The following is a 25,162-nucleotide window of genomic DNA, read 5'->3' as shown; positions in this document are numbered from 1 at the left end:
GTCACGTCGTACGTGCCGGCCGAGTTGGCCGGGGCGGTGGCGGTGATCTGGGTGTTCGAGTTGATGGTGTAGGTCGCGTTCGTCGCGCCGAACTTCACGGCGCCGGTTCCGGAGGCGGCGGCGAAGCCGGTTCCGGTGATGACCACCGTCGTCCCGCCCCCCGTCGGGCCGGTCGCCGGCGAGAGCGAGGTCACCGTCGGCGCGGCGACGAAGGTGTACTGGTCGGCCGCGCTGGTGGCCGAGGTCCCGCCCGCGGTGGTCACCGTCACGTCGTACGTGCCGGCCGAGTTGGCCGGGGCGGTGGCGGTGATCTGGGTGTTCGAGTTGATGGTGTAGGTCGCGTTCGTCGCGCCGAACTTCACCGCGCCGGTGGGGTTGGCGGACGAGAAGCCGGTGCCGGTGATGACGACCGTCGTGCCGCCGCCCGTGGGACCGGCCGTCGGCGAGAGCGAGGTCACGGTCGGGGCGGCGATGAAGGTGAACTGATCCGCCGCGCTGGTGGCCGAGGTCCCGCCCGCGGTCGTCACCCGCACGTCCACCGTGCCGGCGCTGCCGGCCGGCGCGGTGGCGGTGATCTGGGTGGCCGAATTGATCGTGTAAGCGGTCGCCGCCGTCGCGCCGAACACCACCGCGGTCGCGCCGGAGAGGTTCGTACCGGTGATGACCACCGTGGTCCCGCCCGAGGTCGGGCCCGCGGTCGGCGAAATCGAGGTCACCGTCGGCGCCGCCTCCAGGACATTGAAGCTGGCCGAGGGATACTCCGACTCGTAGGTGGTCAGCGCCATGACGTTGACCGTGGTCGGCGAGGCCGCCGCGGCCCCGACTCCGACGACGAGGGTGAAGACCGGGCTGGCGCCGACGGCGATGCTGGACGCGCCGCACGACATCAGGCCGCCGGCCCCGACGGCCGGCGTCGAACAGCTCCAGCCGCCCGGCGCCGAGAGGCTGGCGAAGGTCAGGCCCGCCGGCAGGGTGGTCTGCCACGACGTCATCGGCGTCGCGGCCGTCCCGGCGTTGGTCATGGTCAGGGTCAGCGTCGCGTTCTGCCCGCGGACGACCGAGGCCGGCCCGGTCAGGCTGGCCTGCATGTCGGGCGCGAGGACGGAGAAGGCCTTGGTCGCCGTTTCCGTCTCGGTGTCGCTGGTCACGTTGAAGGTCAGCGACGTCGTGGCGGGCGACGCCGCCGCGCCGGCGCCGACCGTCAGGGTGAAGGTCTCGAAGGCGCCCGCCGCGACGCTGGCCTTGGTGCAGCTCACGGTTCCCGTGGCCCCGACCGCGGGCGTGGTGCAGCTCCATCCGGCCGGCGCCGTCAGGCTGCTGAAGGTGATCTGGGACGGCAGGGTGATCTGCGCGGTGACGTTCGCGGCGGCGTCGGTGCCGACGTTGGTCACCCGCGGGGTGAGGCTCGCGGTCTGGCCGGCGGTGACCGAGGACTGCCCCGTCAGCGCCGCCTGCAGGTCGGCGCCCGACACGATGGTCAGCGGCGTCTGCGCCGAGCTGGTGTACGGCCCCGTGCCGGTCGAGCTGTCCTTGGCGGAGACGGTGACCGTGAAGCTGCCCGTCTGGGTCGGCGTGCCGGTGATCAGGCCCGAAGCGCTCATGCTCAGGCCGGCCGGCAGGCCGCTGGCCGAGAAGGTCGAGTACGGCGCCTTGCCGCCGGTCAGGCTGGCCTGCTGGCTGTAGGCCGCGCCGGTCGCGCCGTTCGGCAGGGCCGCGGCCATCGCGAAGGTCGGGTTGCCGACGGCGACCGTCACCGTGGCGTTGCCCGACGTGCCGCCGGCGTTCGTGGCGTTGTAGGTGAAGCTGTCGTTGCCGCGGAAGCCGACCGGCGGGACGTAGGTCGCCGTGCCGGACGAGTCGATGCTGACGCTGCCGCCCTGGGCGGTGGTGGTCGAGGGGACCGCGTAGTTGCTCGGGCTGTTGGTGACCTGGCCGGCGACGCTCAGGGTGGTCGGGACATTGCCGCCGGCGTTGTAGGCGACGATCGAACCGTAGGTGAAGCTGGAGGCCACCGGGGCCGGCGGGGCCGCCGCGCAGCTCACGGCGATGTTGACGGTGCTGTTGTTCTTGCTCGGGTCGTTGATGCTGGTCACGACCGAAGTGCTCTGGACGCCGACCTCGTAGAAGTCGTCGACGTCGCCCGTACCCGAGGTGGTGAAGGAGCCGGACCCGCTCGCGGCGGTTCCGTCGATCAGGCCCGCGTAAACGGTCCCGTTCGCCCGCGTGTACATCACGTAGACGTACGCGCCCTTGGTGTTCCCCGACCAGGAATAGGTGACCACCTCGCCGTTCGCCGCGCCCGGGGCCCAGTTGTCGGTGCCGTTGCCCGCGCCGTCGACGGTGTACGTCCCGCTGAAGCCGTTGAGGGCGGCGCAGCCGGCCGAAAGGGCGAAGGCGGTCGAGGGCGCGGCCAGGGCCAGGGCCAGGCCGGCGACCAGGCCGGAGGCCACGCGGCCCAGCGGCCGGGGCTTCCGGCGCGAACGCGCCCCGGTCCGTTCCCGGCGCTGCGGCGCAACCGCCGACGACAGCGCCGACACCCAACCGCGCGCCCGCGCGATCGCCGACCGAACCATGCCCAGCATCGTCAAAGTCCCCCGACGCGCCCGCCCCGGGCGCGCGTACGACCGGCCGCGCGCCCGAAACGGGGCGGCGGAACGGTCAAGCTTTAAGTTTTTGGTAACACTGTTCGACCTCCACCGCGTCTACAAAATTGTATAGACGGCGCGAATTCCCCTTTTGCGTGCAGGCTGTTCGCCATTCGGCCCGACCGGCGCCATGGTGAGCGCCAGATCAATCGTCTCGGGGGGGATGATGACGGACGATACCGCGCGGCCCGTGTGGGCCGGCTTCTGGCGACGCCTGCTCGCCTTCGTCGTGGACAGCCTGATCCTGGCCGCGGTCGGCGCGGCCGCCACCCTGCCCTTCTTCGATCTGGTGTCCGCGATCGAAGGGCCGTTGCGGCTGGCCGGCGGAGCGGTCGCCCTTCTCTACTTCACCTGGTTCTCCAGCGGCGCCGGCGGCGGGGCGACGCCGGGCATGCGCCTGTTCGGGCTGAAGGTCGTGACCCTGAGGGGCCGGCCGATCGGGCTTATCCGCTCGCTGTGGCGGGCCCTGGTGCTGCAGGCGCCGCTGACCCTGAACGGCACGAACCTGACCCTCGACGACCCGCTGGCGGCGCAGATCTACACGGTGACGGCGGCCACCCTGGTGTTCGGGGTCACCCTGGCGCAGATCGTGCTGCTGCTGTTCAACCACCCCTCGCGCCGGCTGGCCCACGACCTGGTCTCCGGCACGGCGGTGGTGCGCCGCCACGCCGAGGGCGCGGTCCCGGCCGCCCGCTCGGCCGCGCCGCTGTTCGCCTGGCTGTTCGTCGGCCTGGGCCTCGCCGGCGGGGTGTGGATGGTGCTGCGCCCGAACGTGCTGGTCGGCCTGGCGCCCAACGTCGGCCCGCTGAGCGCCGCGGCGACGGCGGTGAACGCCCTGCCCGAGGCGATGGACGCCCAGGTCAGCGAGAACACCACCACCTACTGGGGCGACGAGGGCAAGACCACCACCCACACCCTGGTGATCACCGCCCGCCTCAAGGCCCGGCCGAAGGACCAGGAGGCCGAGGTCGAGCGCGTGGCCGAAGCCGCCCTGTCGGCCTACGAGCTGGCCCCGGGCCAGCAGGTCACCGTGGTGCTGAAGCGCGGCTACGACGTCGGCCTGTTCGGCTCCTGGGTCAGCTATCAGGCCCCCTATCAGCCGGTTCCCCGCCCCTCCGCGACGCCGGACGCCACGCCCGAGGTCGAGGCCGACGCCCAGGCCGCGGTCGCCCAGGCCGAGGCGGACGCCGCCGCGGCGTCGGCGCGGGCCGAGCCGCCGCGCCCGGTCGAGCCCGTCGTCATGAAGCTCGAGCCGGTCGTCGTCCCGCCGGTCCCGGCCCCCAACGCCGCCCAGCCCGCTCCGGCGCCGACCAAGTCCGCCCAGGACGCCCCGCCGGCGGCCCCGGGCGCCTGAGGCGAGCCCTGGCCGACCCGTGTTACGCGGCCTTGGAACCCGCGGCGCCGCGCTGCTAGGCTCGCGCCGCTGTCGGGGAGGACGCCGTCGTGAGTCTGCTTGTCGCCTTGGGCCTGCTGGTCGTCGCCCAGGCCGAGCCGGCCGCCGCACCGGCCGGGCCGGTCACCCTGCTGTGCAAGGGCTCGGGCACCGTCGTGACCGCCGACCGCGTCGGGCCGGTCGGCCAGTCCCACTACGAGTACGAGCGCGAGACTGGCGACTTCACCTGGCAGGTGACGCTGGACCTGGAGCGCCCCAGCGTCGTGCTGAACGGCAAACCGCTCTACGTGCGCGAGGTCACCGACGACGAGGTCACCTGGTCGGCCGACAAGAGCCAGAACCTCTGGACCAAGGCGTTTCCCGACACCTCGTACACCATCGACCGGCGCACCGGGGCGCTGCGCTTCTCCGGCGGCGGCCAGAGCGGCAGCGGCGTGTGCGAAAAGGCGGCGCAGGCCAAGCTGCTCTAGAGGGCCGCCTCAGCCCGCCACCAGCACCAGGCGCGCCACGCGCGCCGCCAGCGGGGCCAGAACGATCACGGCCAGCACGGCGGTCAGGGCCATCAGGCCGTCGAAGCGGGCCGGGTCGACGGCGCGGGCCACCGGGCGGCCGAACAGCACGCCCTCGCCGATCGCGCCGCTGCGCTTCGCCACCGCCAGCTTGCCCACCAGAGCCGCGCACAGAAGCAGCGGCGCCGCCCACACCACCAGAACCTCGACCACGAATCGTCTCCGCCGTTCGACGACCGTGGTTAGGTTAACGGCGGCGCGCCGTCACCCCTCCTCCATTACGTGCGGAAATTCCCCCCGTTTGGGCGCCGCTGCGGCCGGCCGACCCGCAGCTCCAGGTCCGACAGCGCGACGCTGAGCAGCGGCGTCCGCCCGGCCACGCGCGCAAGCGGCGAGCCCGGCGGCGCGGTCCAGCGAACGCGCGCCGGCGCGATCCGCGCCCGGCCGGAGAAGGCGGCCGAGACCAGGGTGTCGCCGTCGGCCTGCAGCAGCCGGCCGAACAGCGGCGCGGGAACGTGCGGCCCGCTCGGCTGCGCGTCCTCCAGCGCCGCGACCGGCACGCCGGCGTCGTTCAGGCGCTCGCCGGGGCTGAAGGCGCCCAGCCGCTTGGGCACGGCCCAGACGGCCCGGCCGCCCGCGACCGAGGCCGGCGCGTCGACCCAGCAGCAGCTCACGTGGACCGCCGGCCCGCGCCGATCCCACACCGGCGTGGCCAGCAGCACCTCGCGATACGCCAGCGTGCTTCCCGGGCCGTAGTCGGCCCACAGCCCGACCACCAGGCTCCGCCCGCCCAGCCGCAGCGGACGCAGGCCGGCCGGCAGGACCGGCGCCTCGGTCAGCCAGACCGAGACCAGCGCCCGCCCGCGCAGGATCCACGGCGGCGGGGGAAAGGCGTCCGCCGTCTGGCCGGCCGGCATGATCGCGTCCTCCACGTCTGGACGGACAACGCGCGACGCCCCTCCCCTGGCGGCGCCCTCTCCTATTGCCGTCACCCTCGGGCTCGTCCCGAGGGCCCAGGGTTCCGCTCGCAGGATCGGAAGAGGAAGGGCGTACCGGCGCGCGGCTGCGAACGGCCTGGCGTCGTGCGGCGGACGGCTGGGCCCTCGGGACAAGCCCGAGGGTGACGACAGTTTGGAAGCCGCGGCGCCGCCCTACGCCCGCGCCCGGACGTCGGCGTATTGCGCCTCGAGCGCGCGCAGCTCGCGCAGCAGGCGGGCGGTGTGGCGGGCGCCGACGGACGCGTCGCTGAGCGTGCCCGGGCGCCTGGCCAGGTCGGCCAGGACCTTGGCCGCGGCGTCCAGCCGGCCTTCGTCCTCGCCCTTGCGCCAGCGGCCCTCGATCGCGTCGATCACCTTGTACAGGTTCTTGCCGAGGCGCCGGCGCAGCGACCACCACCAGCGCGTCTTGCGCCAGGCGTCGCGCCAGAAGTGCCACTCCAGCCCGCCCAGGCTGGCGTCGTGGCAGGCGTAGTCCCGCCCCCACAGGTGCAGGGCGTTGCTGCGGACGGCCTCGCGCGCCGTGCTGGCCGGCAGTTCGACCGGCGCGTACCGCAGCCCCATCGACAGGGTCCAGTCGCACCATTTCAGCGTGCTGATCTCGCGCGAGGTCCGCACGGCGATCCAGGGCGTGCGCATGGCGTCGGCGATGATGGCCGCGTGCATGGCGTCGGCGATCACCAGCCTGGCCGTGCGCAGGCGCTTGACCACCTCGACGCTGTCGGTCTGGGGGCTGAGGTATTCGATCCCGGCGCGTTCGCAGACGGCCGCCCACGCGCCACGCTCCAGCGCGCTGTGGTGCGGGACGAAGACGACGCCGTGGCGCTCGCCGTCGGCGACGGGCGCGAACTCCGGCAGGGCGGAGAGCAGGATGGCCGGGTCGGTGCAGGCCAGCTCGGGCTTGAGCCGCAGCACCCGCGCGGTCACCGGCCCCCGCACGCACACCACGCGCCAGTCCTCGCCGCCGAACCCGCGCGGCGGCGGCCCGTAGCCGACCCCGCTGCCGAACACGATCCAGGGGCCGGGGCCGGTCATGCGCGGCCCGATGACGGTGCCGATGCCGCTGAACGAGACGTCGGGGGCGCTGTCCAACAGGTCCGGCGCCAGGCGCGCCCACAGCCACGCGTTCAGGTCGTCCCCGAAGTTGCCGGCCTTCTGCTTGCTGTAGAACAGCTTCATCGGCTCACGCCACGCGCGCCACGTCGGCCGGCTCGGCCGAGCGCGCGATCACGTCCCGATAGAAACGGTCGATGCGCCGCACCGCGTCCTCGCCCTGGTAACGCGTCATGTCATAGGCGATTCTTCGCGCCGGGCCGCCGGCCGCGCGCTGTTCGAAGAACCGCGTCAGGGCCGAGGCCAGGGCCGCCTCGTCGTCGGGCGGCACCAGTTCCGCGGGGGTGTTCCGCAGCACCTCGCCCAGCCCGCCGGTGTCCGCGGCGACGATCCGCGCGCCGGCGTTCATGGCCTCCAGCGCGGCGATGCCGAACGGCTCAAAGCGCGAGGGCATGGCGAACAGGTCGAAGGCCCGGAACCAGGGCGCGGGCTCGGAGACATAGCCCACCAGCTTCACCCGCGGGTCGCCGTCGGCCAGGGCCTCCAGCGCGGCCCGCTCCGGCCCGTCGCCCAGCACGACCAGGCGCGCGTTCGCCGGCGCGGTCTGGCGGAAGCTCTTCACCAGCAGGTCCACGCCCTTGACCGGGTGCAGCCGCCCCACCGATCCGACCAGTATGTCCTTGGGCCCCACCCCGAGCTCGCGCCGCAGCGCCGTGACCGCCGCCGGCAGGACGGCCGGCTGCTTGGGCAGCCAGTTCGGTATGGTCTCGGCGCGGCCGCGATAATCGGCCATGTCGCGCGACTGCCAGTCGGCGATGCGGATCACCCCGTCCAGCCGGGCGCAGTCCTTGGCCTTGTAGCCCAGGTGCAGCGTGGCGACCGCCGGCGGTCGCCTGCGCATCGCGCCGACCGCGCGCGCCGACCAGCCGACGTGGGCGTGCAGGACGTCGGGCTTGAAGCGGGCCGCCGCCCCGCCGATCGAGAAGCTCTCGAACGGCCGCCAGGCCATGAAGCGCGGGACGTCGGCCGGCAGGTAGTCGTAAATGCTTACACGCGCCTTCGGATCACTAGGCCGCAAGACGAAGCCGACCCGGCAGCCAGCGTCGCGCTGTCTCTGCGCCAGATCAAGGCAGTAACGGCCCGCGCCGCCATAGCCCTTGTGGATCAGCACGTGGAGGATGCTCAGAGGACGGCCGTGCATTACGGCCGCCAGTGCTTGTGCGTGTCTGCGCGCGCCGCAGCCCGGAGGGCGAGGGACTCAATCACGCTTGTACGCGATCTCACGCCACCCTCCCCGTCACGCTCCCGTCACTTAGCTCTCGATTCCCAGTTGAGTCAAAGACTCGACCGCAACCATCAAGAGAGCTTACATGCACGTAAGCAACGCCAGAGGCGCGCCGGCGCGCGGGGCGCCGACGTCGACGGGCCGAAGCCCGCCTGTATTTCACGGTGGGATTGGAGCCCGCGGGACCGGGCTCGGGCTCGGGCTCGGGCTCGGGCTCGCCGCCGGGGCTAGCCCCCGATGAACAGGGCCAGCACGCCCACCGGCAGGGCCGCGATGGCCACCCGCCAGAGCATCACCATCCGGCTCAGGTGCACGTCGCCGACCTCGCGGTGGCGGTGGCTGAAGGCCCAGGCCCAGGCCCGCGGCCCGACCACGGGCAGCTCTTCGGGCAGCACGTCGGCGCCGCGGCCCTCGGCGCGCAGCCGCCTGACCGTCGCCCGCAGCTCGAGGCCCGCGGTGACGTAGGCCGCCAGCGCCGCCGCCCCGACCAGGCCGGTCACCGAGATCATCGCCACGCGCACGCCCTCCGACAGGCGCGGAACATTGGGCGGGCCGGCGCGCGGGTCAATCGCGGCGCAAGGTCGCCGCCCTGGTCCTTCTCCCCTTGCGGGCGAAGGAGGGGCCACCGGCGGCGAGGCCGGCCGGTGGCTGTTCGGGGCGCGGGGAAGTAGAGGCGGAGTCGCCGGCCGCCCTAGCGCAGCGAGCAGGCGCCGAGCTTGCCGAACCAGCCGCGCTCCTTGCCAGCGGCCAGCCGCTCGGTCGCGTTGGCGATGCTGGCCGCCAGCCGATCGGGGGTGTCCGCCTCGCCGGCCTGCACCGCGAGGTAGCGCGACCGGGCGGCCCAGTACCGCGCCCACCAGCCCGGCACCCCGTCCAGGTGACGGATCGTCCGCTCCACTGCGACGGCGTAACCGGCGCACTCGTCGGTGAACTCGCGCGGCTCGGGCGGCGAGTCCAGGATGAAGCGGATGGGCAGGCGGATCACCTCCCCCGGCGCCAGGCCGGAGGCCAACTGGTAGCGTTGCGTCAGGCCCAGCCCGGCCTCGCCGAAGCCCTCCCCCGGCGGGCTCTCGCTCTCCACCTGGCAGGCCTCCAGGGTCAGCGTCCGGGAGATCCGGCACAGATAGACCACGCGCCCCTCCATCGAGCGGACCGCGGCCTCGATCGGATAGGAGATCTCGATGTCCGTTTCGCTGGGCGCGCGCGCCCAGACCAGTTGCGGTCCGCTCGTCGGCACGACACGCGTCGGCCCAGGAACGACGCGGCGGCCCGACTGCTGCGGCGCGGTGAGCGCGGCCGGACGCGCCGGCTCGCGCGCGACGGGCTCCCCGGCGGCGGCGGACCCGGCGCAGGCCAGCACGGCGGCCGCGAGCAGGCGGGCGGTCGGTTTCATAGAAAGCTCCAACACGGGACCCGGCCGCCCCCGTGCGGCCGGTGGGGGAACATCCGGCGACGCTGGAAGAACGTCAATCGGCGGGCAGCGCTTTCGTCGTGATGGTCGGGCTTGTCCCGAGGGCCCAGCCGTCGGCCGCACGACGCCGAGGCCGTTCGCAGCCGCGCGCCGGGCTCGCGCCCTCTCCCCCGCTCCTGCGAAGCGGAACCCTGGACCCTCGGGACAAGCCCGAGGTGACGACAGTGGGGCGAGCGCGCGGGCCCGACTTGGCGTTCAGCCGCGGCTCACGCCGTCAGCTTGTAAATCAGCTCCGCCGCGCGCTGCGGGGTCAGACCCGGCGCGGCCATCTCCCACAGCACCGGCAGCAGCCGCTCGCGGTCGGCCGGGGCGACCCCGGCGGCCCAGCGCCGGTGGATCACGCCCTCGGCCCACTCCGCCGCCTTGGCCGCGCTCGCCTTGCCGTCGCGCACGTCCTCCAGCTCCCACTCGAGGTCCAGGGCGTCGACATGCCCCTGCTTCAGCATGGCCCAGGGCTGGCCAGCGGCCCGGCGCCGGTCGATCTCGGCCAGCACCACAGGGGCGTCGGCCCAGCCCAACCGAGCCGCCACCCGCATCCAGCGCAGGTAGGGCGCGGGCCGTTCGTCGATGCGGTACTGCATGGCCAGATTCCAGGCCGCCATCGCTTCCCCGCGCCAGGCCGCCCGTTTCAGCCAGCGCATGCCGCCGGCGTAATCCCGTCCGCCGCGGTCGGTGAGCAGGCAGCCGAGATAGATCCAGGCGCTCACCTCGCCCATCAGGGCAGCGCGGCGGATCAGCCCCATAGCCTCGTCCTCTCGCCCGTCGGACTCCGCCTGCGTGCCCTCGCCGAACAGCCGCTCGGCCTCCTGCAGTCGTTCGGCTTCGGTCACGCGCACCCTCCGCCGGCGACGCGCCGGGTTCGAACGCTAGCTAGGCCGCTTCGCCCTTGGGGTCACGCGCCCCTTCATCGTCACCCTCGGGCTTGTCCCGAGGGCCCAGCCGTCAGCCGCACGACGCCCAGGCCGTTCGCGGCCACGCGCCGGTGCGCGTCCCCTCTCCCGATCCTGCGAGCGGAACCCTGGGCCCTCGGGACAAGCCCGAGGGTGACGACAGTGGGGGGGGGCGTTGCGCTCCGTCACCGACGGGCCGGTGCCCCCTTAGATCCATGGTGGAATTGGAGCGCTCGGGACCGGGCTGCTCAAGGACGCGCGGCACGCGCGCCGCGGCGCGGCCGGCCCGTCCAAGCCGGTCCTTGACCAGCCCGGCCCCGAGCGCAAGCTCGCCGCGATGGATTCTAAGGCGCAGGGTGGCGTCCGTCGTCAGCGCAGATCGTCGATGCTCCGCGTCGAGCGTCGCATCGACTGTTCGAGTTGGGCCTCGAGATGCCGCTCCAGGCGTCGATCCGACTCGGGCTTCCCGGCGATGCCCCAGATCAGCAGCCCCACGAACACCACCGTCGTCACGACAATGAAGCCGATCACGAAGCCGTAGTGATCCTCCTCGTACCGGTAGTGGGAGTGACCATGCCGGTGACGTCCAACACTCATCAGCAGCGGCAACGCGAAGCGCACGATCGGTTCCGCCTCGGCGCGAAACAGAACCATCGCCACGACGAGCGCTGCGCCCGACAGGGCGACGCCCCCGGTGAAGGTCCAGAGCCCGGCGTAACCGGACAGGAACGCCTGAAGCCGACGCAGGGACATGCGCCCGCCCCCCTACTTCTCCACCCCCAGCTCGGTCAGGATGAAGCCGTAGCTCTCCGCCGTTTCGCGGAACTTGCGGAAGCGGCCGCTCTTGCCGCCGTGGCCCGCCTCCATGTTCACGCGGAAGACGAGCGTGTGCTGGTCGGTCTTCTTGGCGCGCAGGCGGGCGACCCACTTGGCCGGTTCGAAGTACTGGACCTGGCTGTCCCACAGGCCGGTGCCGACATACATCGCCGGATAGGCCTTGGCCTCGACGTTGTCGTAAGGGCTGTAGGACAGCATGTAGGCGTAGTACTTCGGATCCTTCGGGTTGCCCCACTCGTCGAACTCGTTGGTGGTCAGCGGGATGCTCTCGTCCAGCATGGTGGTGACCACGTCGACGAACGGCACCTGGGCGACCATGGCGCGGTAGTCGTCCGGCGCCATGTTGGCGACGGCGCCCATCAACAGGCCCCCGGCGCTGCCGCCCATCGCGGCGACCCGGTCCTTCCTGGCGTAGCCCGCCTTCACCAGGAAGCGGGTGACGTCGATGAAGTCGGTGAAGGTGTTCTTCTTGTTCAGCAGGTGGCCGTCGTCGTACCAGGGCCGGCCCATCTCCTGGCCGCCGCGGATGTGCGCCACGGCGTAGACCATGCCGCGGTCCAGAAGCGAGACCACCGAGGGCGAGAAGCTGGGGTCGGTGGAGATGCCGTAGCTGCCGTAGGCGTACTGCAGCATGGCGGCCGAGCCGTCCTTCCTGAAGCCCTTCTTGTAGACCACCGAGACCGGCACCTTCGTGCCGTCGCGGGCGGTCGCCCACAGCCGCTCGGTGACGTAGTCAGCCGGATCGTAGCCGCCCAGGACCGGGGTGCGCTTCAGCAGCTCGCGCCGGCCCGTCGCCACGTCGATCTCGTAGATGGTCTGCGGCGTGGTCAGCGAGGTGTAGCTGTAGCGCAGCTTGGTGGTGTTGGGCTCGGCGTTGGTCGAGAAGCCCATGGTGTAGGCCGGCTCGTCGCTGGCCACGAAGCTCGACTTGCCGTCCGGCGTCAGGGTGCGCAGCCGGCGCAGGCCGCCGGAGCGCTCGTCCACCGCCACGAAGCCGTCGAACAGCTGGAAGCCCTGGATGAACACGTCTTTCGAGGCCGGGACCAGGTCGCGCCACTGGCCGGGATCGCCCCAGCGCGTGGTCGTGTCGCCCATGGTCATCAGCTTGAAGTTCTTGGCCCCGCCCCAGTTGGTGCGGATGACCCAGCGGTCGCCCAGCTGGTCGGCCTCGTACTCGTGGTCGCGGACGCGCGGGGCGATGGTGCGGAAGTAGGAGCCGCCCGGCTCGCCGTTTTTGGCGAAGTCGGCGCCGGCCTGCGAGCAGCGCTGCTCGGTCGACACGGTGCTCTGCAGGTAGATGCACACGTACTTGTCCGACCGGGTGCGCCCCAGGCCCATGTAGAAGGAGGTGTCCTTCTCCTCGTAGATCAGCTTGTCGGCGCTGGCCGGCGTGCCCAGCACGTGCGCCTTCACCCGGGTCGACAGCAGGGTGACCGGGTCCTTCTCGACGTAGAAGACGGTCTTGTTGTCGTCGGCCCAGATCAGGTTGGGCTCGGCGTCAGGGATCTCGTCGGCGAGGGTCTGGCCGGTGGCCAGGTCCTTGAACTTCACGACGTATTGCCGGCGGCCCACCGTGTCCTCGGCGTAGGCCAGGATGCGGTTGTCCTGGCTGACCACCCAGTCGCCGACCGCGAAGTAGCCCTTGCCTTCGGCCATGGCGCTCTGGTCGAGCATGACCTCTTCGGGCGCGCTCATGGCGCCCTTGCGGCGCGCCAGCACGGGATAGTCCTTACCGGTCTCGAAGCGAGTGTAGTACCAGTAGCCGCGCAGCGAGAACGGGACGGAGCTGTCGTCCTGTTTGATGCGCCCGACGATCTCGCCGTACAGCTTTTCCTGCAGCGCCTTGGTCGGGGCCAGCACCGCGTCGGTGTAGGCGTTCTCGGCGTTCAGATAGGCCAGCATCTCCGGGTTTTTGCGGGTGTCGTCGCGCAGCCAGTAGTACTCGTCCTGGCGCGCCCCGGCCGGGGCGGTCACTTCATACGGCTTCTTGGCGGCGACCGGCGCCTCGGCGGCGTAGGCGGCCGGCGCGGCCAGGCCGGCCGCGATCGCGGCGGCGATGATGGAGCGCATTGAGATCCCCCGGACGTGCGTGTTCCTTACGGTTAAGCTCGCACGGGTAAGCGGGGACGCCAACAGCTTAGAGGCTTGCGCCCGCCTCTTCCCTTCTCCCCTTGAGGGAGAAGGACGGAGCCCGCGCACCGGAGGCCCGCCAGGGCCGCAGGTCCGCGCGGGAGGATGAGGGGTCGCGCCGCGCTCGGCCGCAGCTACAGCTCGCGCCCGGCCGCCTGCAGGATCATCGCCGCCACCTCGTCGCCGGCGGTGATGGCGACCTCGTTCGCAATGCGCAGCACCCGAAACCCGGCGGCCCGAAACCACGCGTCGCGCTCGGCGTCGTATTCCGGATTGCGGTGCGCCCCGCCGTCCGCCTCCACGATGAGCAGGGGCGAGAAGCAGGCGAAGTCGGCGATGTAGTTGCCGATCGGGACCTGGCGACGAAACTTCAGCCCCCGCAGCTTCGAACTGCGCAGCAGAGCCCAGAGCCGGGCCTCGGTCGGGGTCGGCGCCTGGCGCATGCCGCGGGCGCGCCGACGAAGGGTGAGCTGGTCGGCCATGGGCGAAGCTTGGCAGACGGCCGAGCGCGGCGCGACCCCTCATCCTCCCGCGCAGCCCTTCGGCTACACCTCCGGGGCGCGGGCTCCGTCCTTCTCCCTCAAGGGGAGAAGGATCAGGAGCCCCTCCCCGCAACGTGGCGCCGGGGCCACGCTTCGTCCGCTCCGCGCACGGTCGAATAACGGCGTTATTGCAAAGCTTGCGCTCGCCTCGTAGGTGAACCCGCCCGCCGCGGGACCTCTTCCCCGGCGCGCTGACGGGGGATCCCATGAAGAAGCTGTTGTCCGCGTCCGCGGCCGTCGCCGCCCTGTTCGCCGCCGCCCCGGCCTTCGCCGGCTCCGGCTATGTCGACCTGAGCTACGCCGAACTCGACGCCGGCTTCGTCGACTTCAAGGCCGTCAACCTGGGCGGCGCGGCCGCCACCGAGATCGGCGGCGACTGGAACGTCCAGGGCGAGGCCGTCGTGCACCGCGTCGACGTCGACTTCTTCGGCCCGTCGACCAGCCTCAACTACACCGACGCCGGCCTGCACCTGTTCAAGCGCAACGACAGCTGGGCCGCCGGCGTCTACGCCGACAGCACCGACGTCCTGATGATGAGCGCCTGGGGCCTGGGCGTCGAAGGCGCCAAGTACTTCGACCGCGCCACGATCAACGGCTCGATCGGCTTCAACAAGTCCGAGGGCGGCATGTTCTTCGGCAGCGACGACGTCGACGGCTGGAACGCCACCGCCGGCGTGACCTTCTTCGCCACCGACAACATTTCGATCGCCGCCGACGTCAAGCACATGGACGTCGAGGAGCTGGACGCCACCGTCTGGGGCCTGACCGCCGAGTTCAAGCCGGACACCATGCCGGTGTCGTTCTTCGCCGGCTATCGCGGCCAGGACGAGAACTTCTTCGGCGAGGACTCCACCAGCTGGCGGCTGGGCGTGCGCTGGAACTTCGGCTCCGGCTCGCTGAAGGAGCGCGACCGCACGGGCGCCTCCATGCACGGCGGCATGGGCTTCGCCGACGTCCTGTTCTGATCTGCGCCGAGACCCTCCTCTCGAGGGCTGACTCCGGGCCCCGCGGGCGACCGCGGGGCCTATTCTTTGCGCCGCGTTGAGGACGCAGCCCGGCCACGCCCCTGTGTCCGGTCCGACACGCCCGGAGACAGATCGCGCGCCGGAGATATCAACGTTCTTGCAGGTAACGTGAAGCTTGCTTAACTCGCGCACAACCGCCGGGCGAACCGGCGGATGCACCCCGGGGGTTATCCAAATGAAGAAGCTTCTCGTCGCGTCGGCGGCCGTCGCCGCCCTGTTCGCCGCCGCTCCGGCCTTCGCCGGCTCGGGCCAGGTCGACCTCAGCTACACCAACGTCGAAGACGAAGTGGACGTCTGGAGCCTGGGCGGCGCGGCCGTGACCGAGGTCGGCGCCGACTGGAACATCCAGGGCGACGCCACCGTGCACCGTGTCGACGTCGGCGGCGGCAACATCAACTTCACCGACGCGGCCCTGCACCTGTTCAAGCGCAACGACAGCTACGCCATGGGCGTCTACGTCGACAGCAGCGACATCGAAATGGCCAGCGCCTGGGGCCTGGGCGTCGAAGGCCAGAAGTTCTTCGACAAGGCGACCATCGCCGGCTCGATCGGCTGGAACACCGCCGAGAGCTTCGGCAGCGACATGGACGGCTGGAACGCCACCCTGGGCGCCACCTTCTTCGCCACCGACAACTTCTCGATCGGCGCCGGCGTCGGCTACGCCGACTTCGACTTCATCGACAGCGTCACCACCTGGGACATCTCGGCTGAATTCAAGCCGGAGTCCTCGCCGGTGTCGTTCTTCGCCGGCTACTCCAACCAGGACGTCTCCAGCTTCGGCGGCGACGACGTCAGCGCCTGGACCCTGGGCGCCCGCTGGAACTTCGGCGGCGGCTCGCTGAAGGAACGCGATCGTTCGGGCGCCTCGATGAAGGGCGGCCTGAGCCTGGGCGACCTGATCTTCTGATCCGGATCACCTGACGGACTACGGAAGGCCCCGCGGGCGACCGCGGGGCCTTTTTATTTCTCCCCCTCTGGGGGAGGGGGACCACCCGAAGGGTGGTGGAGGGGGCTCGTCCGGGCGACCGCGCAGCTGAAAGGGCGCGCTCCGCTGGAGCCCCCTCCACCGCTTCGCGGTCCCCCTCCCCCACCGCTTCGCTCGGGGGAGGATTTGCGCGCCACACCTCTGTCACAAAAACGTCACATCTCAACCTGTGCGCGCGCGAACTACGGCCAAGCTAATTGCTAAGCTGAAAGCAACCGCTTAGGTCCGCGCCACATCGCCGCGGGCCTCCCCGCCTGCGGGACGCACAGCAAAGAGAATTCCCATGAAGACCCTGCTGACCGCTTCGGCCGCCGCCGTCGCCCTGTTCGCCGCCGCCCCGGCCTTCGCCGGCGCCGGCCAGCTGGAAGCCTCGTACGGCCAACTGGACGTGCCGTTCGGCGACCTCGACGTCCTGACCATCGGCGGCGCCGCCACCACCGAGATCGCCTCGGGCTGGAACGTCCAGGGCGACGTGGCCGTGAAGCGCCTGTCGGACGACGGCGACGCCTTCCAGTACACCGACGCGGCCCTGCACGTGTTCAACCGCACCGACGCCTACACCGCCGGCGTCTACGTCGACACCACCGACATGAGCGGCATGAGCGCCTGGGGCCTGGGCGTCGAAGGCGCCTACAACCTGGACAAGGTCACCTTCGACGGCGCGCTCGGCTACAACAGCATCGAAATCTTCGGCAACGACCTGGACGGCTGGAACGTCTCGGCCGGCGCCACCTTCTTCGCCACCGACAACCTGGCCTTCGGCGCCGACCTGGGCCGCATGGAAGTCGAAGACCTCGAGCTGAACACCTGGTCGCTGTCGGCCGAGTGGAAGCCGGAAGCCGCTCCGGTCAGCTTCTTCGTCCAGTACAACGACAAGTCGCTGGAAGACTTCGGCGGCGACGACATCACCACCTGGACCCTGGGCGCCCGCTGGACCTTCGGTTCGGACTCCCTGAAGTCGCGCGTGCGCTCGGGCGCCTCGCTGAAGGGCGGCGTGAACTTCTCGGAAGTGCTGTTCGGCGCCATCATCTAAGCGTTTCGACGCTGCGATACGGAAAGCCCCGCGGCAAACCGCGGGGCTTTTTTCGTTTGGGCGTGCGCGGGCTCGCCCTGGCGCGACGACCTCCGCCCCACGCCCGTCACCCTCGGGCTTGTCCCGAGGGCCCAGCCGTCCGCCGCACCACGCCTGGGCCGCTCGCAGCCGCGTCCCGTGCGCCCTCCCCGTGAAGGTTCGTGTGAGCTGAACCCTGGGCCCTCGGGACAAGCCCGAGGGTGACGATCAGCTATTTGCGCGGAGCGCGCCTCACCGGCCCTTGACCTCCCGCCCGCGCCGTCCGACCTGTGCGCTCGAATACCCGGGGGAGCTTGATGACCGGCCTTCTGATCCGCGGCCTGCGCGAGGCGGCCGAGCGGCTGCTGTCCGACCAGGACTGGCACGCGCCGCCGCTGGGCGAGGTGCGCGAGCTCAGCGCCCCGGGCCCCGGCGGTCCGCTGCGCGCGCGGCTGTACGCGCCGGTCAACGCGCCGGCCTCAGGCCCGGCCCTGCTGTATTTCCACGGCGGCGGCTTCGTCTGCGGCAGCATCGACACCCACGACAGCGTCTGCCGCTGGCTGGCCGCCTCGTCGGGGGTGCGGTTCATCTCCTGCGGCTACCGGCTGGCGCCGGAAACCGCCTTCCCCGGCCAGCAGGCCGACGCGCTGGCCGCCGCGCGCTGGGTGCGCGAACAGGGCGAGCAGCTGGGCGTCGATCCGGAACGGCTGGCGCTCGGCGGCGACAGCGCCGGCGCGTACCTGGCGGCCCTGACCGCGCTGACGCTGAACGCCGAGCGGCCGGGCAGCGTGCCGCTGCAGCTGCTGCTGTATCCCCTGCTGCACCTGGAGGACGCGGTCTGGCGCGAGGAGGTGCTGCGCCACTTCCGGGTGATCGGCCGCGTGGCCGCCCAGTCGATCCGCCGCGAGATCGGCGACGCCCCCTTCCCCTCCCTGCTGGACGCGCCGCTGGACCACGCGCCGCCGACGCTCCTGGCCGGCGGCGGCCCGCTGGACCCGGTGCGTGCCGACGTCGAGGCCTACGGCCGGCGCCTGGCCGGGGCCGGGCGGCTGGTGTTCGAACGCACCTGGCCGGCCCTGGTGCACGGCGGGCTGAACCTGACCCACCTGTCCAAGGGGGCGGTCGGCGCGCTGACCGAGGTGGGGACCCTGCTCGGGAAAGAGATGCGCTGAGAGCGTTCCGATAAGTCGTCGCCCTCGGGCTTGTCCCGAGGGCCCAGCCGTCCGCCGCACCACGGTCCGGCCGTTCGCAGCCGCGCGCCGTGCGGCCGGGACCAAACCGGTATGTGCGAGCTGAACCCTGGCCCCTCGGGACAAGCCCGAGGGTGACGATGTGGGAAGCGGGTGGATGAGGGGTCCCGCGGAACTGAACGCTCGCGAGCCCCCTCATCCGCCCCTCCTTCTCCCGCGGCGGCGGGAGAAGGAAACGCTTACGCCGCCCAGGCGCCGTGGGTCAGCTTGCCCAGCTGGGCGAGAATGGCGTCCATGGCCAGGGCGGGCGGCACGTCGTCCTCGCCGAACGCGCCCTCGGCCAGGATCTGCTCGACGCGGGTGCGGGCGCGGCTGACGCGGCTCTTGATGGTGCCGGTGGCGACCCCGCAGATCTCGCCGACCTCCTCGTAGGAGAAGCCGCCGGCCCCGACCAAAATCAGCGACTCGCGCTGTTCGTCGGGCAGCAGGGCCAGGGCGCGACGCAGTTCGTCCAGCTCCAGCCCCGCGTCCGGGCACGAGGCCGCCACCAGGGTGCGCTCGGCCTGTTCGGGGTCCAGCGCGCAGGAGCGCCAGGCGCGGCGCCGGTCGGAGTAGAACTGGTTTCTCAGGATCATGAAGGCCCAGGCCTTCAGGTTGGTCCCCGGCTCGAAGCGTTCGCGCGCGTTCCAGGCCTTGAGCAGGGCGTCCTGGGCCAGGTCGTCGGCCTCGGCGCGGTTTCGGCATAGAGTTCGGGCGAAGGCGCGGAGCTGAGGGATCAGCGCGGTGAGACCGTTTCTGAAGGTCTCGTCAGAAGCTTGCAGGCTACGCATGCGACAAACATCCGGCTACAGCGGGGCGACTTCCCCTGACGCTTGGTGAACGCGAAGCTGGGGAAAAAGCTCCACGGTAATTTCACAGGGGACTTCCTTCCTTCTTCTCGCCACGGGAGAAGGAGCCGCGTTCACGCGTTTATTGAGAGATGAGGACCGCGCCGTTGGACCCGACACGCCGCAAGTGGTGGACCGCCGGCCTCTGGCTGGCCGCGGTGGTGCTGCTCGCCCTGATCGCCTGGCGGCTGACCGAGGCCGGACGGCTGCCGCGCGCGGTGGGCGAGCCGGCCCAGCTGGAGCAGAAGCTGGACGCGTTCGCCGCCGCCGACCCCTACATGCTGGCGCTGAAGCAGTACTATCCGGCCGACTACACCGAACTGCGCGGGGCGATGCTGACCGACCTGCGCGAGGGCCATACGCTGAACGAAGTGCAGGCCCGCGCCATGGAGCGCGCCCGCGAACAGGCCGACCGCCGCGCCGCCTACGTGGCCGCCGCCCCGGTCGAGGACCTGACCGCCGTGATCGCCGCCGAGCGGGCCGTGGTGCGCCGCCTGCAGGCCGACGACCAGCGGCTGTGCGCCCAGTTCGGCATGAGCGGCCTGCCGACCGGCGCCCGCACCTCGAGCGAGGCCGCGACCCTGCTGTCGCGCGCCGCCGAGGCCCGGGTGCGGGCGGCCCGCCACGGCCAGGAAGCCCCCGTCGAGCACGCCCCGCCCAGCGCCGCCGACCTGAACGCCCTGCGCGCCGCCATGCTGAAGTCCGGAGCCGAGGCCGACCTGGTCGCCCTGATCCTCAGCCCGAACGCCCGCCAGGCCCCGCCGCACGACCAGTGCGCCGGCTCGGTCGCCTTCTACGACGCGCTCGCCGCCCTGCCCCCCGAAACCGCCGCCCGCTGGATGAGCGCCATCACCGCCCAGACCGCCAAGTCCAGCGCCGCCCAACACCCGACCGGGGTCAAGGCGCAGATGGAGCACTAGCCGCAGTGATCCTTCTCCCCTTGAGGGAGAAGGACGGAGCCCGCAAAGATGGCTCATGAAAGCACTCGGCTCACTTGTCGCCGTGGCCGCATGTCTGGCCGTGAACATCGTATTCGTGTGGATGTGGATCCCGGGATGGCCCCGCTGGATTACGCCGATGTTCTGGATCCTCGGGGTTTGGGCGGTGGTCTCCGCAAGGCGAAACGCCTGGAGATTTGCGGGCGGCGGCGTTGCCGGGCTTGGAATGATGCTGTCTAGCGCGTGGGCCTTGTCTTCTTGCTTGCGGGAGACCGGAACCTGCATCAATTCCGAAAATAGAGCTGGCGAACTGGTTTTGAATCTAACGGTTCAAGCTGCGATCTACGTTTCGCTGTGGGTGATCGCGATCGCCCTCTCGATAAGACCTAAACACCTGGGAGCCTGAGCCCCCCACGATCGTCACCCTCGGGCTTGTCCCGAGGGCCCAGTGTTCAGTTCGCACGAAGCGTCGCAGATAGAGCGCACGGCGCACGGCTGCGAACGGCCCGGAAGTGGTGCGGCTGAAGCCTGGGCCCTCGGGACAAGCCCGAGGGTGACGACAATGGGGGGGCGAGGGCGACGGCGATGGCGCCCGAGGGTGACGATAAATGGGGGCTTGCGGCGAACGCCGTTCGCCGGCCAAGCTCCACCATGGACGACAAGCGCCCGTTCATCGCCGTCTACATCATGGCCAACCAGCCGCTCGGCACGCTCTACGTCGGCGTGACCAACAGCCTGCTGCGCCGCGTTCACGAACACCGCGAAGGCCTGTTTCCCGGCTTCACCCGCACCTACGGGCTGAAGCGGCTGGTCTGGTACGAGCCGCACGAGCTCATGATCGGCGCGATCAGCCGCGAGAAGACGCTCAAGCGCTATCCGCGCGAGTGGAAGCTGAACCTGATCGGGCGCGATAATCCCAACTGGGACGACCTCTACCCCGACCTGACCCGCGAGGAGCCGGTCGTGTGGAAGTGGGACCACGTCAGGGACTGACCGGCCACCCAACTCGTCACCCTCGGGCTTGTCCCGAGGGCCCAGTCGTCCGGCGCACCGCGCCGGGGCCGTTCGCCGCCGCGCGCCGTGCGCTTCATCCACGACGGTTCGTGCGAGTTGAACCCTGGGCCCTCGGGACAAGCCCGAGGGTGACGATCAAAGGATGAGGGGAGAAGGATTTCCCGACATTCGAATCCGCCTAGCCTGCGCGCCATGATCCCCCGCGACGACGCGATCGAGCTCATGACCGACCTGGCCCGCGCCTTTGTGGCGGCGGTGGTGCTGGGGGTGGTGATGCGGGTGGTTTCGCCGCTGACCTCGCCGGCCGGGCCGTGCGTGATCCTGTTCTCGGTCATCGGCCTCAGCCGCGCCTGGCGGCTGGGCAAGATCGCGCCGGCCATGGCCGCGGGCTATGCGGTGCTGGTGCTGCTGGGCGCCTTCGGGGTGGCCAAGATGGCGCCGCTGATCCGCCTCGACGCCCTCTGAACCGGCGATAACGCCGTTCTTGCTGCGACTCTCCGCCGGGCGCATGCTCGCGCTCAAGGCTCGGGGGAGACGGCCATGGTGGACACGACGGCGGACGCCGGGGCTGAGGTCGAGGCGCGGCCGGTCGCGGCGGCGGGGACGCGGATCAGCTCGATCGACCTGATGCGCGGCATCGTCATCGTGCTGATGGTCCTGGACCACGTGCGCGACTACTTCCACTACCAGGCCTGGCTGTTCGACCCGCTGGACGTCACCCAGACCAACGCCGGCCTCTACCTGACCCGCTGGATCACCCACTTCTGCGCCCCGACCTTCCTGTTCCTGTCGGGCGTGTCGGCCTTCCTGCACGGCGAGAAGCTGGGCTCGAAGGGCGCCCTGTCGAAGTTCCTGCTGACGCGCGGCCTGTGGCTGATCCTGCTGGAATTCACGCTGATCAACTTCGCCTGGAACTTCAGCCTGCCCGCCTTCCCGCTGCTGGTGATCTGGGCGATCGGGCTGTGCATGGTGGCGATGAGCGCGCTGGTCTGGCTGCCGCGGGCGGCGGTGCTGGCTGTGGGCGTGGCCCTGATCGGCCTGCACAACCTGCTGGACCCGATCGCGGCCGAGAGCCTGGGGCCGCTGGCGCCCCTCTGGCACGTGCTGCACCAGCCGGGCCTGGCCGGCGAACTGTTCGGCAAGCCGGTGTTCATCGCCTATCCGCTGCTGCCCTGGCTGGGGGTGATGGCGCTGGGCTACGGCCTGGGCGACGTGTTCCTGAAGGACGCGGCCGAGCGCAAGCGCATCCTGACCCTGCTGGGCCTGGCCATGATCACCGCCTTTGCGGTCCTGCGCGGCTGGAACGTCTATGGCGACGCCAACACCTGGGCCCCGCACGGCGATCCGTGGCGCACCGCCGGCGACATGTTCGACGTCTCGAAGTATCCGCCCTCGCTGCTCTACGTGCTGGTCACGCTGGGCCCGGTGTTCCTGCTGATGCCCTGGCTGGAGCGGGCGAAGGGCTGGCTGGCCGAGTTCTTCCTGGTGTTCGGGCGCGTGCCGTTCTTCAGCTATCTGGGCCACATCGTGGTGGCGCACCTGCTGATGCTGGGGATCGGCATGGCCTTCGGCCTGCCGGCCCAGACCTTCGTCGGCGTCATCGTCGACCCCGGCCCGCTGATCGAGATCGGCTGGGGCTTCCCGCTGCCGGTGGTCTGGGGCCTGTGGGCGCTGGTGCTGGTCATCCTCTACGGCCCGGCGCGGTGGTTCGGCGACCTGAAGCGGCGGCGCAGCGGCGAGTGGTGGTGGAGTTATCTGTGAGCTCCGCCTAGCTCACGGCGCCCCTCCAAAGTCGTCACCCTCGGGCTTGTCCGGAGGGTGACGAAACTTGAGCGACCCTCGCGAAGCTGGGCTGGTCGGGGGTGGAGCGCAGCTCCACACCCCCGCCCCCCCCCTCGCCTCACTTCAGGAACCGCTCCACCTCGGCGGCGAACTTCGCCGGCTGGTCGGCCATGATGAAGTGCAGCGAGCCGTCGACCCGCACCATCTGCACGCCCTTCACGCCGGCCCATTCGCCCTTGAACAGGCCGTCGACCGCCGCGACCGGCAGGCCCGAGGCCTCGTCCCAGGCGTAGAGCACGGTGACCGGCGCGCGGACCTCGCCCAGGTCCGGGCGCAGGTCGGTGGTCATGATCTCGCGCACGGCGCTGGCCAGGGTCACGCGGTCGGAGGCCACCGACCACTCGACCACCTTGGCGCGGGTGGCCGGATCCTTGACCAGGCCGGCGGCGGTGCGTTGCTGGCCGGCGGCGAAGCTGGCGGCGTCGGTGCCCACGACCTGGGCGTAGGCCTGGTCGGCGAACGGCTTGGCGCCTTCGACCGTCGCGCCGGGGCCGAACATGGCGCTGTAGAAGGGCAAGGCGTCGACCACCATCAGCCGGCCGACCAGCTCCGGATGGCGCTCGGCCAGCATCAGCCCGGCCGCGCCGCCCAGCGAGTGGCCGATCACCGCCGGCTGCTTCAGCCCGGCCGAACGGATGTAGGCGGCGATCTCTTCGGCGGCCGGGGCGACCACGGCCGGCTCCGACCCGGCCGGGGCCGGCTGGCCGGCGAAGCCCGAGATCTGCACCAGGTGCAGGCGGTGGGTCTTGGCGAGCTCGGCGGCCAGCGGGCGCCACACCTCGCGCGAGGTGGCCAGGCCCGGGATCAGCACGACGTCGGGGCCGGAGCCGACCACCTCGACGCTGATGCGCTGGGACTGGACGGCCGCGGCCGGGGCGGCCGGGGCGGCCGGGGCGGCGAAGGCCGGAGCGGCGGCGGTGAAGACGGCGAGCGCGCACAGGGCCGCGCCCGCGCGAAGGACGCGCGACGTAAGCATGGGAAGTCTCCTTGGGGTTCTGATTTTCCGCTCATCCCCGCGAAAGCGGGGACCCAGAGCGGTACGCGTTCAGGACTGGTACGCAGGCCCCTGAGGGCGGGTGGGAACTCGGTTCAGGTCCAGGGTCCGCCCTCGTCCTTCGACAAGCTCAGGATGAGGGCTACTGGAGGGCTACTGGCGGGCGGGATGAGTAGAAATCCTCATCCTGAGCTCGTCGAAGGCCGAGGATTTCGCTTAAGCCGCGTGCGGGTTCTCGAACACCTCCTCGACCTTGAGTTCGAACGCCGCGGCGATGCGGTAGGCCAGGTCGAGCGAGGGATCGTGCTTCTCGGTCTCCAGCGCGTTGACCGCCTGGCGGGACACGCCCAGCCGCTTGCCCAGCTCCTCCTGCGTCCAGCCGCGCTCGGCCCGCAGGACACGAAGACGGTTCTTCATCAGTGCGAGCTCCGGATGAAGGGGTTGAGCACGCCCATCAGCACCCAGAAGGCCGGGTAGACGTACCAGCCGGGCACGTGCTGCAAGCCGGCGAAGTCCTCCAGGAAGCCCCACACGGTGAAGCCCGCGAAGGTCAGGGTGGCGGCGACGATGAAGCGCTTGGCCGTCACCGCGCGGACGAACTCGTCCGAGGCGGCCATGAAACGAAGGGTGACCAGCAGCTGGGCGGCGACCGCCAGCCCCGGCGCGGCGGCCGCGGCGTAGAGCATCGGGCCCGACAGCGCCCCGGCCTGCACCCCGGCGCGCACGCCGAACAGGGCGGCCATGTAGAGGCCCAGGCACGCGAAGGTGCCGACGAGATAGTTCTGCGAGGCGGGAGCGTCGCTTTTCCACATGACAAGTCCTCCTGACGTCTTGTAAGGAGAACCTGACATGCACGCCGTGTCAGGTCAACCTGACATTTCGCGGATCGCTCACTTTTTTGCAGCGCCCCTCCTTCATCGTCACCCTCGGGCTTGCGCCGCACCACGCCAGGTCCGTTCGCAGGCGCGTTTCGTGCGCCTGATCACCGACGGTTCGTGCGAGCGGAACCCTGGGCCCTCGGGACAAGCCCGAGGGTGACGCTATGTGGGGGCGTTCGCCCCGCGCCTCACGCCAACGCCCACGCCGGCTCGGCGTCGCCCTCCGGCAGGCCGGGCCACAGGGCCAGGGTCAGGAACACCGCCGCGTCGAACAGGCTGAACAGCCAGAACACGTCGCCCACCGCCCAGGCGCGGGCGGCCAGGCCCGCCAGCTCGACGCCGACCACCAGGCCCGCGACCGCGGCCGAGGCGCCCAGGTCGCGGGCGCGGCGCACGCTGGCGGCCAGCAGGGGGAACAGGTAGCCCATCAGGCCCAGCAGGATCAGGGCCGCGGCCAGCATGGTCAGCTGGGTGTCGGCCGCGCCCCACTGGCGGGCGGCCTGCATCACCCGCACCGCGCCGCCCCCGACCGGGATCAGCAGGGCGGTCGCCACCGCCCACACCGCCAGGAAGGCCCGGCGGCCGCTGCGCCCCTGAAAACTCAACAC

At 71.3% G+C, this 25,162-nt stretch carries 27 protein-coding genes; 11 read left to right on the top strand and 16 right to left on the bottom strand.

Going from position 1 to position 25,162, the window contains the following annotated elements; translation table 11 throughout:
- Positions 1 to 2,582: S-layer family protein (locus H8B08_RS06765; RefSeq protein ID WP_187449436.1), on the bottom strand; the 2,582-nt coding region annotated here is incomplete at its 3' end.
- A gap of 229 nt (positions 2,583 to 2,811) precedes the next feature.
- Here H8B08_RS06765 and H8B08_RS19450 point away from each other — a divergent pair.
- Positions 2,812 to 3,999, top strand: a complete 1,188-nt coding sequence (locus H8B08_RS19450; RefSeq protein WP_187449435.1) for an RDD family protein — start codon at positions 2,812 to 2,814, stop codon at positions 3,997 to 3,999.
- An 89-nt stretch (positions 4,000 to 4,088) separates the two neighbouring features.
- On the top strand, positions 4,089 to 4,508 hold the full coding sequence (locus tag H8B08_RS06755) for a hypothetical protein (RefSeq protein WP_187449434.1): 420 nt from the start codon (positions 4,089 to 4,091) through the stop codon (positions 4,506 to 4,508).
- A gap of 9 nt (positions 4,509 to 4,517) precedes the next feature.
- Here the strand turns inward: H8B08_RS06755 and H8B08_RS06750 are convergent, their stop codons facing one another.
- From H8B08_RS06750 to H8B08_RS06705, 10 genes are all read right to left on the bottom strand, one after another.
- Complete coding sequence (locus tag H8B08_RS06750; RefSeq protein ID WP_187449433.1) at positions 4,518 to 4,760, bottom strand: hypothetical protein; 243 nt, start codon at positions 4,758 to 4,760, stop codon at positions 4,518 to 4,520.
- A gap of 65 nt (positions 4,761 to 4,825) precedes the next feature.
- A complete protein-coding gene (locus H8B08_RS06745; RefSeq protein ID WP_187449432.1) occupies positions 4,826 to 5,464 on the bottom strand; it encodes an acetoacetate decarboxylase family protein in 639 nt (212 codons plus the stop codon).
- Between the two features lie 234 nt (positions 5,465 to 5,698).
- The gene (locus tag H8B08_RS06740) at positions 5,699 to 6,721 is read right to left on the bottom strand and encodes a polysaccharide pyruvyl transferase family protein (RefSeq protein WP_187449431.1); all 1,023 of its coding nucleotides are present in this window, start codon (positions 6,719 to 6,721) and stop codon (positions 5,699 to 5,701) included.
- A 4-nt stretch (positions 6,722 to 6,725) separates the two neighbouring features.
- Positions 6,726 to 7,796 (bottom strand): glycosyltransferase, encoded by a 1,071-nt coding sequence (locus H8B08_RS06735; protein WP_187449430.1) that lies wholly within the window; start codon positions 7,794 to 7,796, stop codon positions 6,726 to 6,728.
- Positions 7,797 to 8,107: 311 nt separating this feature from the next.
- Positions 8,108 to 8,395, bottom strand: a complete 288-nt coding sequence (locus H8B08_RS06730; protein ID WP_187449429.1) for a hypothetical protein — start codon at positions 8,393 to 8,395, stop codon at positions 8,108 to 8,110.
- Between the two features lie 176 nt (positions 8,396 to 8,571).
- Entirely contained in the window at positions 8,572 to 9,273 is a 702-nt protein-coding gene (locus H8B08_RS06725; RefSeq protein WP_187449428.1) for a hypothetical protein, read from the bottom strand.
- A gap of 284 nt (positions 9,274 to 9,557) precedes the next feature.
- Entirely contained in the window at positions 9,558 to 10,181 is a 624-nt protein-coding gene (locus tag H8B08_RS06720) for a hypothetical protein (protein ID WP_187449427.1), read from the bottom strand.
- Between the two features lie 429 nt (positions 10,182 to 10,610).
- The gene (locus H8B08_RS06715) at positions 10,611 to 10,994 is read right to left on the bottom strand and encodes a hypothetical protein (RefSeq protein WP_187449426.1); all 384 of its coding nucleotides are present in this window, start codon (positions 10,992 to 10,994) and stop codon (positions 10,611 to 10,613) included.
- 12 nt (positions 10,995 to 11,006) lie between these two features.
- Positions 11,007 to 13,148 (bottom strand): S9 family peptidase, encoded by a 2,142-nt coding sequence (locus H8B08_RS06710; protein WP_187449425.1) that lies wholly within the window; start codon positions 13,146 to 13,148, stop codon positions 11,007 to 11,009.
- Positions 13,149 to 13,342: 194 nt separating this feature from the next.
- Positions 13,343 to 13,690 (bottom strand): endonuclease domain-containing protein, encoded by a 348-nt coding sequence (locus H8B08_RS06705; RefSeq protein WP_187449424.1) that lies wholly within the window; start codon positions 13,688 to 13,690, stop codon positions 13,343 to 13,345.
- 266 nt (positions 13,691 to 13,956) lie between these two features.
- Between H8B08_RS06705 and H8B08_RS06700 the strand changes: the two genes are divergently transcribed.
- The 4 genes from H8B08_RS06700 to H8B08_RS06685 all read left to right on the top strand — a co-directional run bounded on the left by H8B08_RS06700 (position 13,957) and on the right by H8B08_RS06685 (position 17,983).
- Complete coding sequence (locus H8B08_RS06700; protein WP_187449423.1) at positions 13,957 to 14,715, top strand: hypothetical protein; 759 nt, start codon at positions 13,957 to 13,959, stop codon at positions 14,713 to 14,715.
- Positions 14,716 to 14,950: 235 nt separating this feature from the next.
- The gene (locus H8B08_RS06695; protein ID WP_187449422.1) at positions 14,951 to 15,682 is read left to right on the top strand and encodes a hypothetical protein; all 732 of its coding nucleotides are present in this window, start codon (positions 14,951 to 14,953) and stop codon (positions 15,680 to 15,682) included.
- Positions 15,683 to 16,043: 361 nt separating this feature from the next.
- Entirely contained in the window at positions 16,044 to 16,793 is a 750-nt protein-coding gene (locus tag H8B08_RS06690) for a porin (protein WP_187449421.1), read from the top strand.
- A gap of 335 nt (positions 16,794 to 17,128) precedes the next feature.
- The gene (locus tag H8B08_RS06685) at positions 17,129 to 17,983 is read left to right on the top strand and encodes an alpha/beta hydrolase (RefSeq protein WP_187449420.1); all 855 of its coding nucleotides are present in this window, start codon (positions 17,129 to 17,131) and stop codon (positions 17,981 to 17,983) included.
- 257 nt (positions 17,984 to 18,240) lie between these two features.
- Here H8B08_RS06685 and H8B08_RS06680 read toward each other — a convergent pair whose 3' ends face one another.
- The gene (locus H8B08_RS06680; RefSeq protein ID WP_187449419.1) at positions 18,241 to 18,831 is read right to left on the bottom strand and encodes a sigma-70 family RNA polymerase sigma factor; all 591 of its coding nucleotides are present in this window, start codon (positions 18,829 to 18,831) and stop codon (positions 18,241 to 18,243) included.
- Between the two features lie 164 nt (positions 18,832 to 18,995).
- Here H8B08_RS06680 and H8B08_RS06675 point away from each other — a divergent pair, with 164 nt between their 5' ends.
- From H8B08_RS06675 to H8B08_RS06655, 5 genes are all read left to right on the top strand, one after another.
- Complete coding sequence (locus tag H8B08_RS06675) at positions 18,996 to 19,808, top strand: hypothetical protein (RefSeq protein WP_187449418.1); 813 nt, start codon at positions 18,996 to 18,998, stop codon at positions 19,806 to 19,808.
- A gap of 55 nt (positions 19,809 to 19,863) precedes the next feature.
- Complete coding sequence (locus H8B08_RS06670; protein WP_187449417.1) at positions 19,864 to 20,232, top strand: hypothetical protein; 369 nt, start codon at positions 19,864 to 19,866, stop codon at positions 20,230 to 20,232.
- A 245-nt stretch (positions 20,233 to 20,477) separates the two neighbouring features.
- Positions 20,478 to 20,819, top strand: coding sequence for a GIY-YIG nuclease family protein (locus tag H8B08_RS06665; protein ID WP_187449416.1), 342 nt, complete (start codon positions 20,478 to 20,480; stop codon positions 20,817 to 20,819).
- A gap of 213 nt (positions 20,820 to 21,032) precedes the next feature.
- Entirely contained in the window at positions 21,033 to 21,305 is a 273-nt protein-coding gene (locus H8B08_RS06660) for a hypothetical protein (protein WP_187449415.1), read from the top strand.
- A 75-nt stretch (positions 21,306 to 21,380) separates the two neighbouring features.
- Positions 21,381 to 22,601 (top strand): DUF1624 domain-containing protein, encoded by a 1,221-nt coding sequence (locus H8B08_RS06655; protein ID WP_187449414.1) that lies wholly within the window; start codon positions 21,381 to 21,383, stop codon positions 22,599 to 22,601.
- A 139-nt stretch (positions 22,602 to 22,740) separates the two neighbouring features.
- Here H8B08_RS06655 and H8B08_RS06650 read toward each other — a convergent pair whose 3' ends face one another.
- From H8B08_RS06650 to H8B08_RS06635, 4 genes are all read right to left on the bottom strand, one after another.
- Positions 22,741 to 23,658, bottom strand: coding sequence for an alpha/beta fold hydrolase (locus tag H8B08_RS06650; RefSeq protein WP_187449413.1), 918 nt, complete (start codon positions 23,656 to 23,658; stop codon positions 22,741 to 22,743).
- Between the two features lie 234 nt (positions 23,659 to 23,892).
- Positions 23,893 to 24,093, bottom strand: coding sequence for a helix-turn-helix transcriptional regulator (locus H8B08_RS06645; RefSeq protein WP_187449412.1), 201 nt, complete (start codon positions 24,091 to 24,093; stop codon positions 23,893 to 23,895).
- Positions 24,093 to 24,488: a hypothetical protein gene (locus H8B08_RS06640; RefSeq protein ID WP_187449411.1), complete on the bottom strand. Its 396-nt coding sequence runs from the start codon at positions 24,486 to 24,488 to the stop codon at positions 24,093 to 24,095. Before H8B08_RS06640 ends, H8B08_RS06645 begins: the two co-directional genes overlap by 1 nt.
- 254 nt (positions 24,489 to 24,742) lie before the next feature.
- Positions 24,743 to 25,162: a DUF805 domain-containing protein gene (locus tag H8B08_RS06635; protein WP_187449410.1), complete on the bottom strand. Its 420-nt coding sequence runs from the start codon at positions 25,160 to 25,162 to the stop codon at positions 24,743 to 24,745.

The sequence above is a fragment of the Caulobacter sp. 17J80-11 genome, from assembly GCF_014349105.1.
Taxonomy (GTDB): Bacteria; Pseudomonadota; Alphaproteobacteria; order Caulobacterales; family Caulobacteraceae; genus 17J80-11.
Note: the sequence above shows the minus strand (reverse complement) of the source record. Positions and strands in the feature narration are given on the sequence as shown.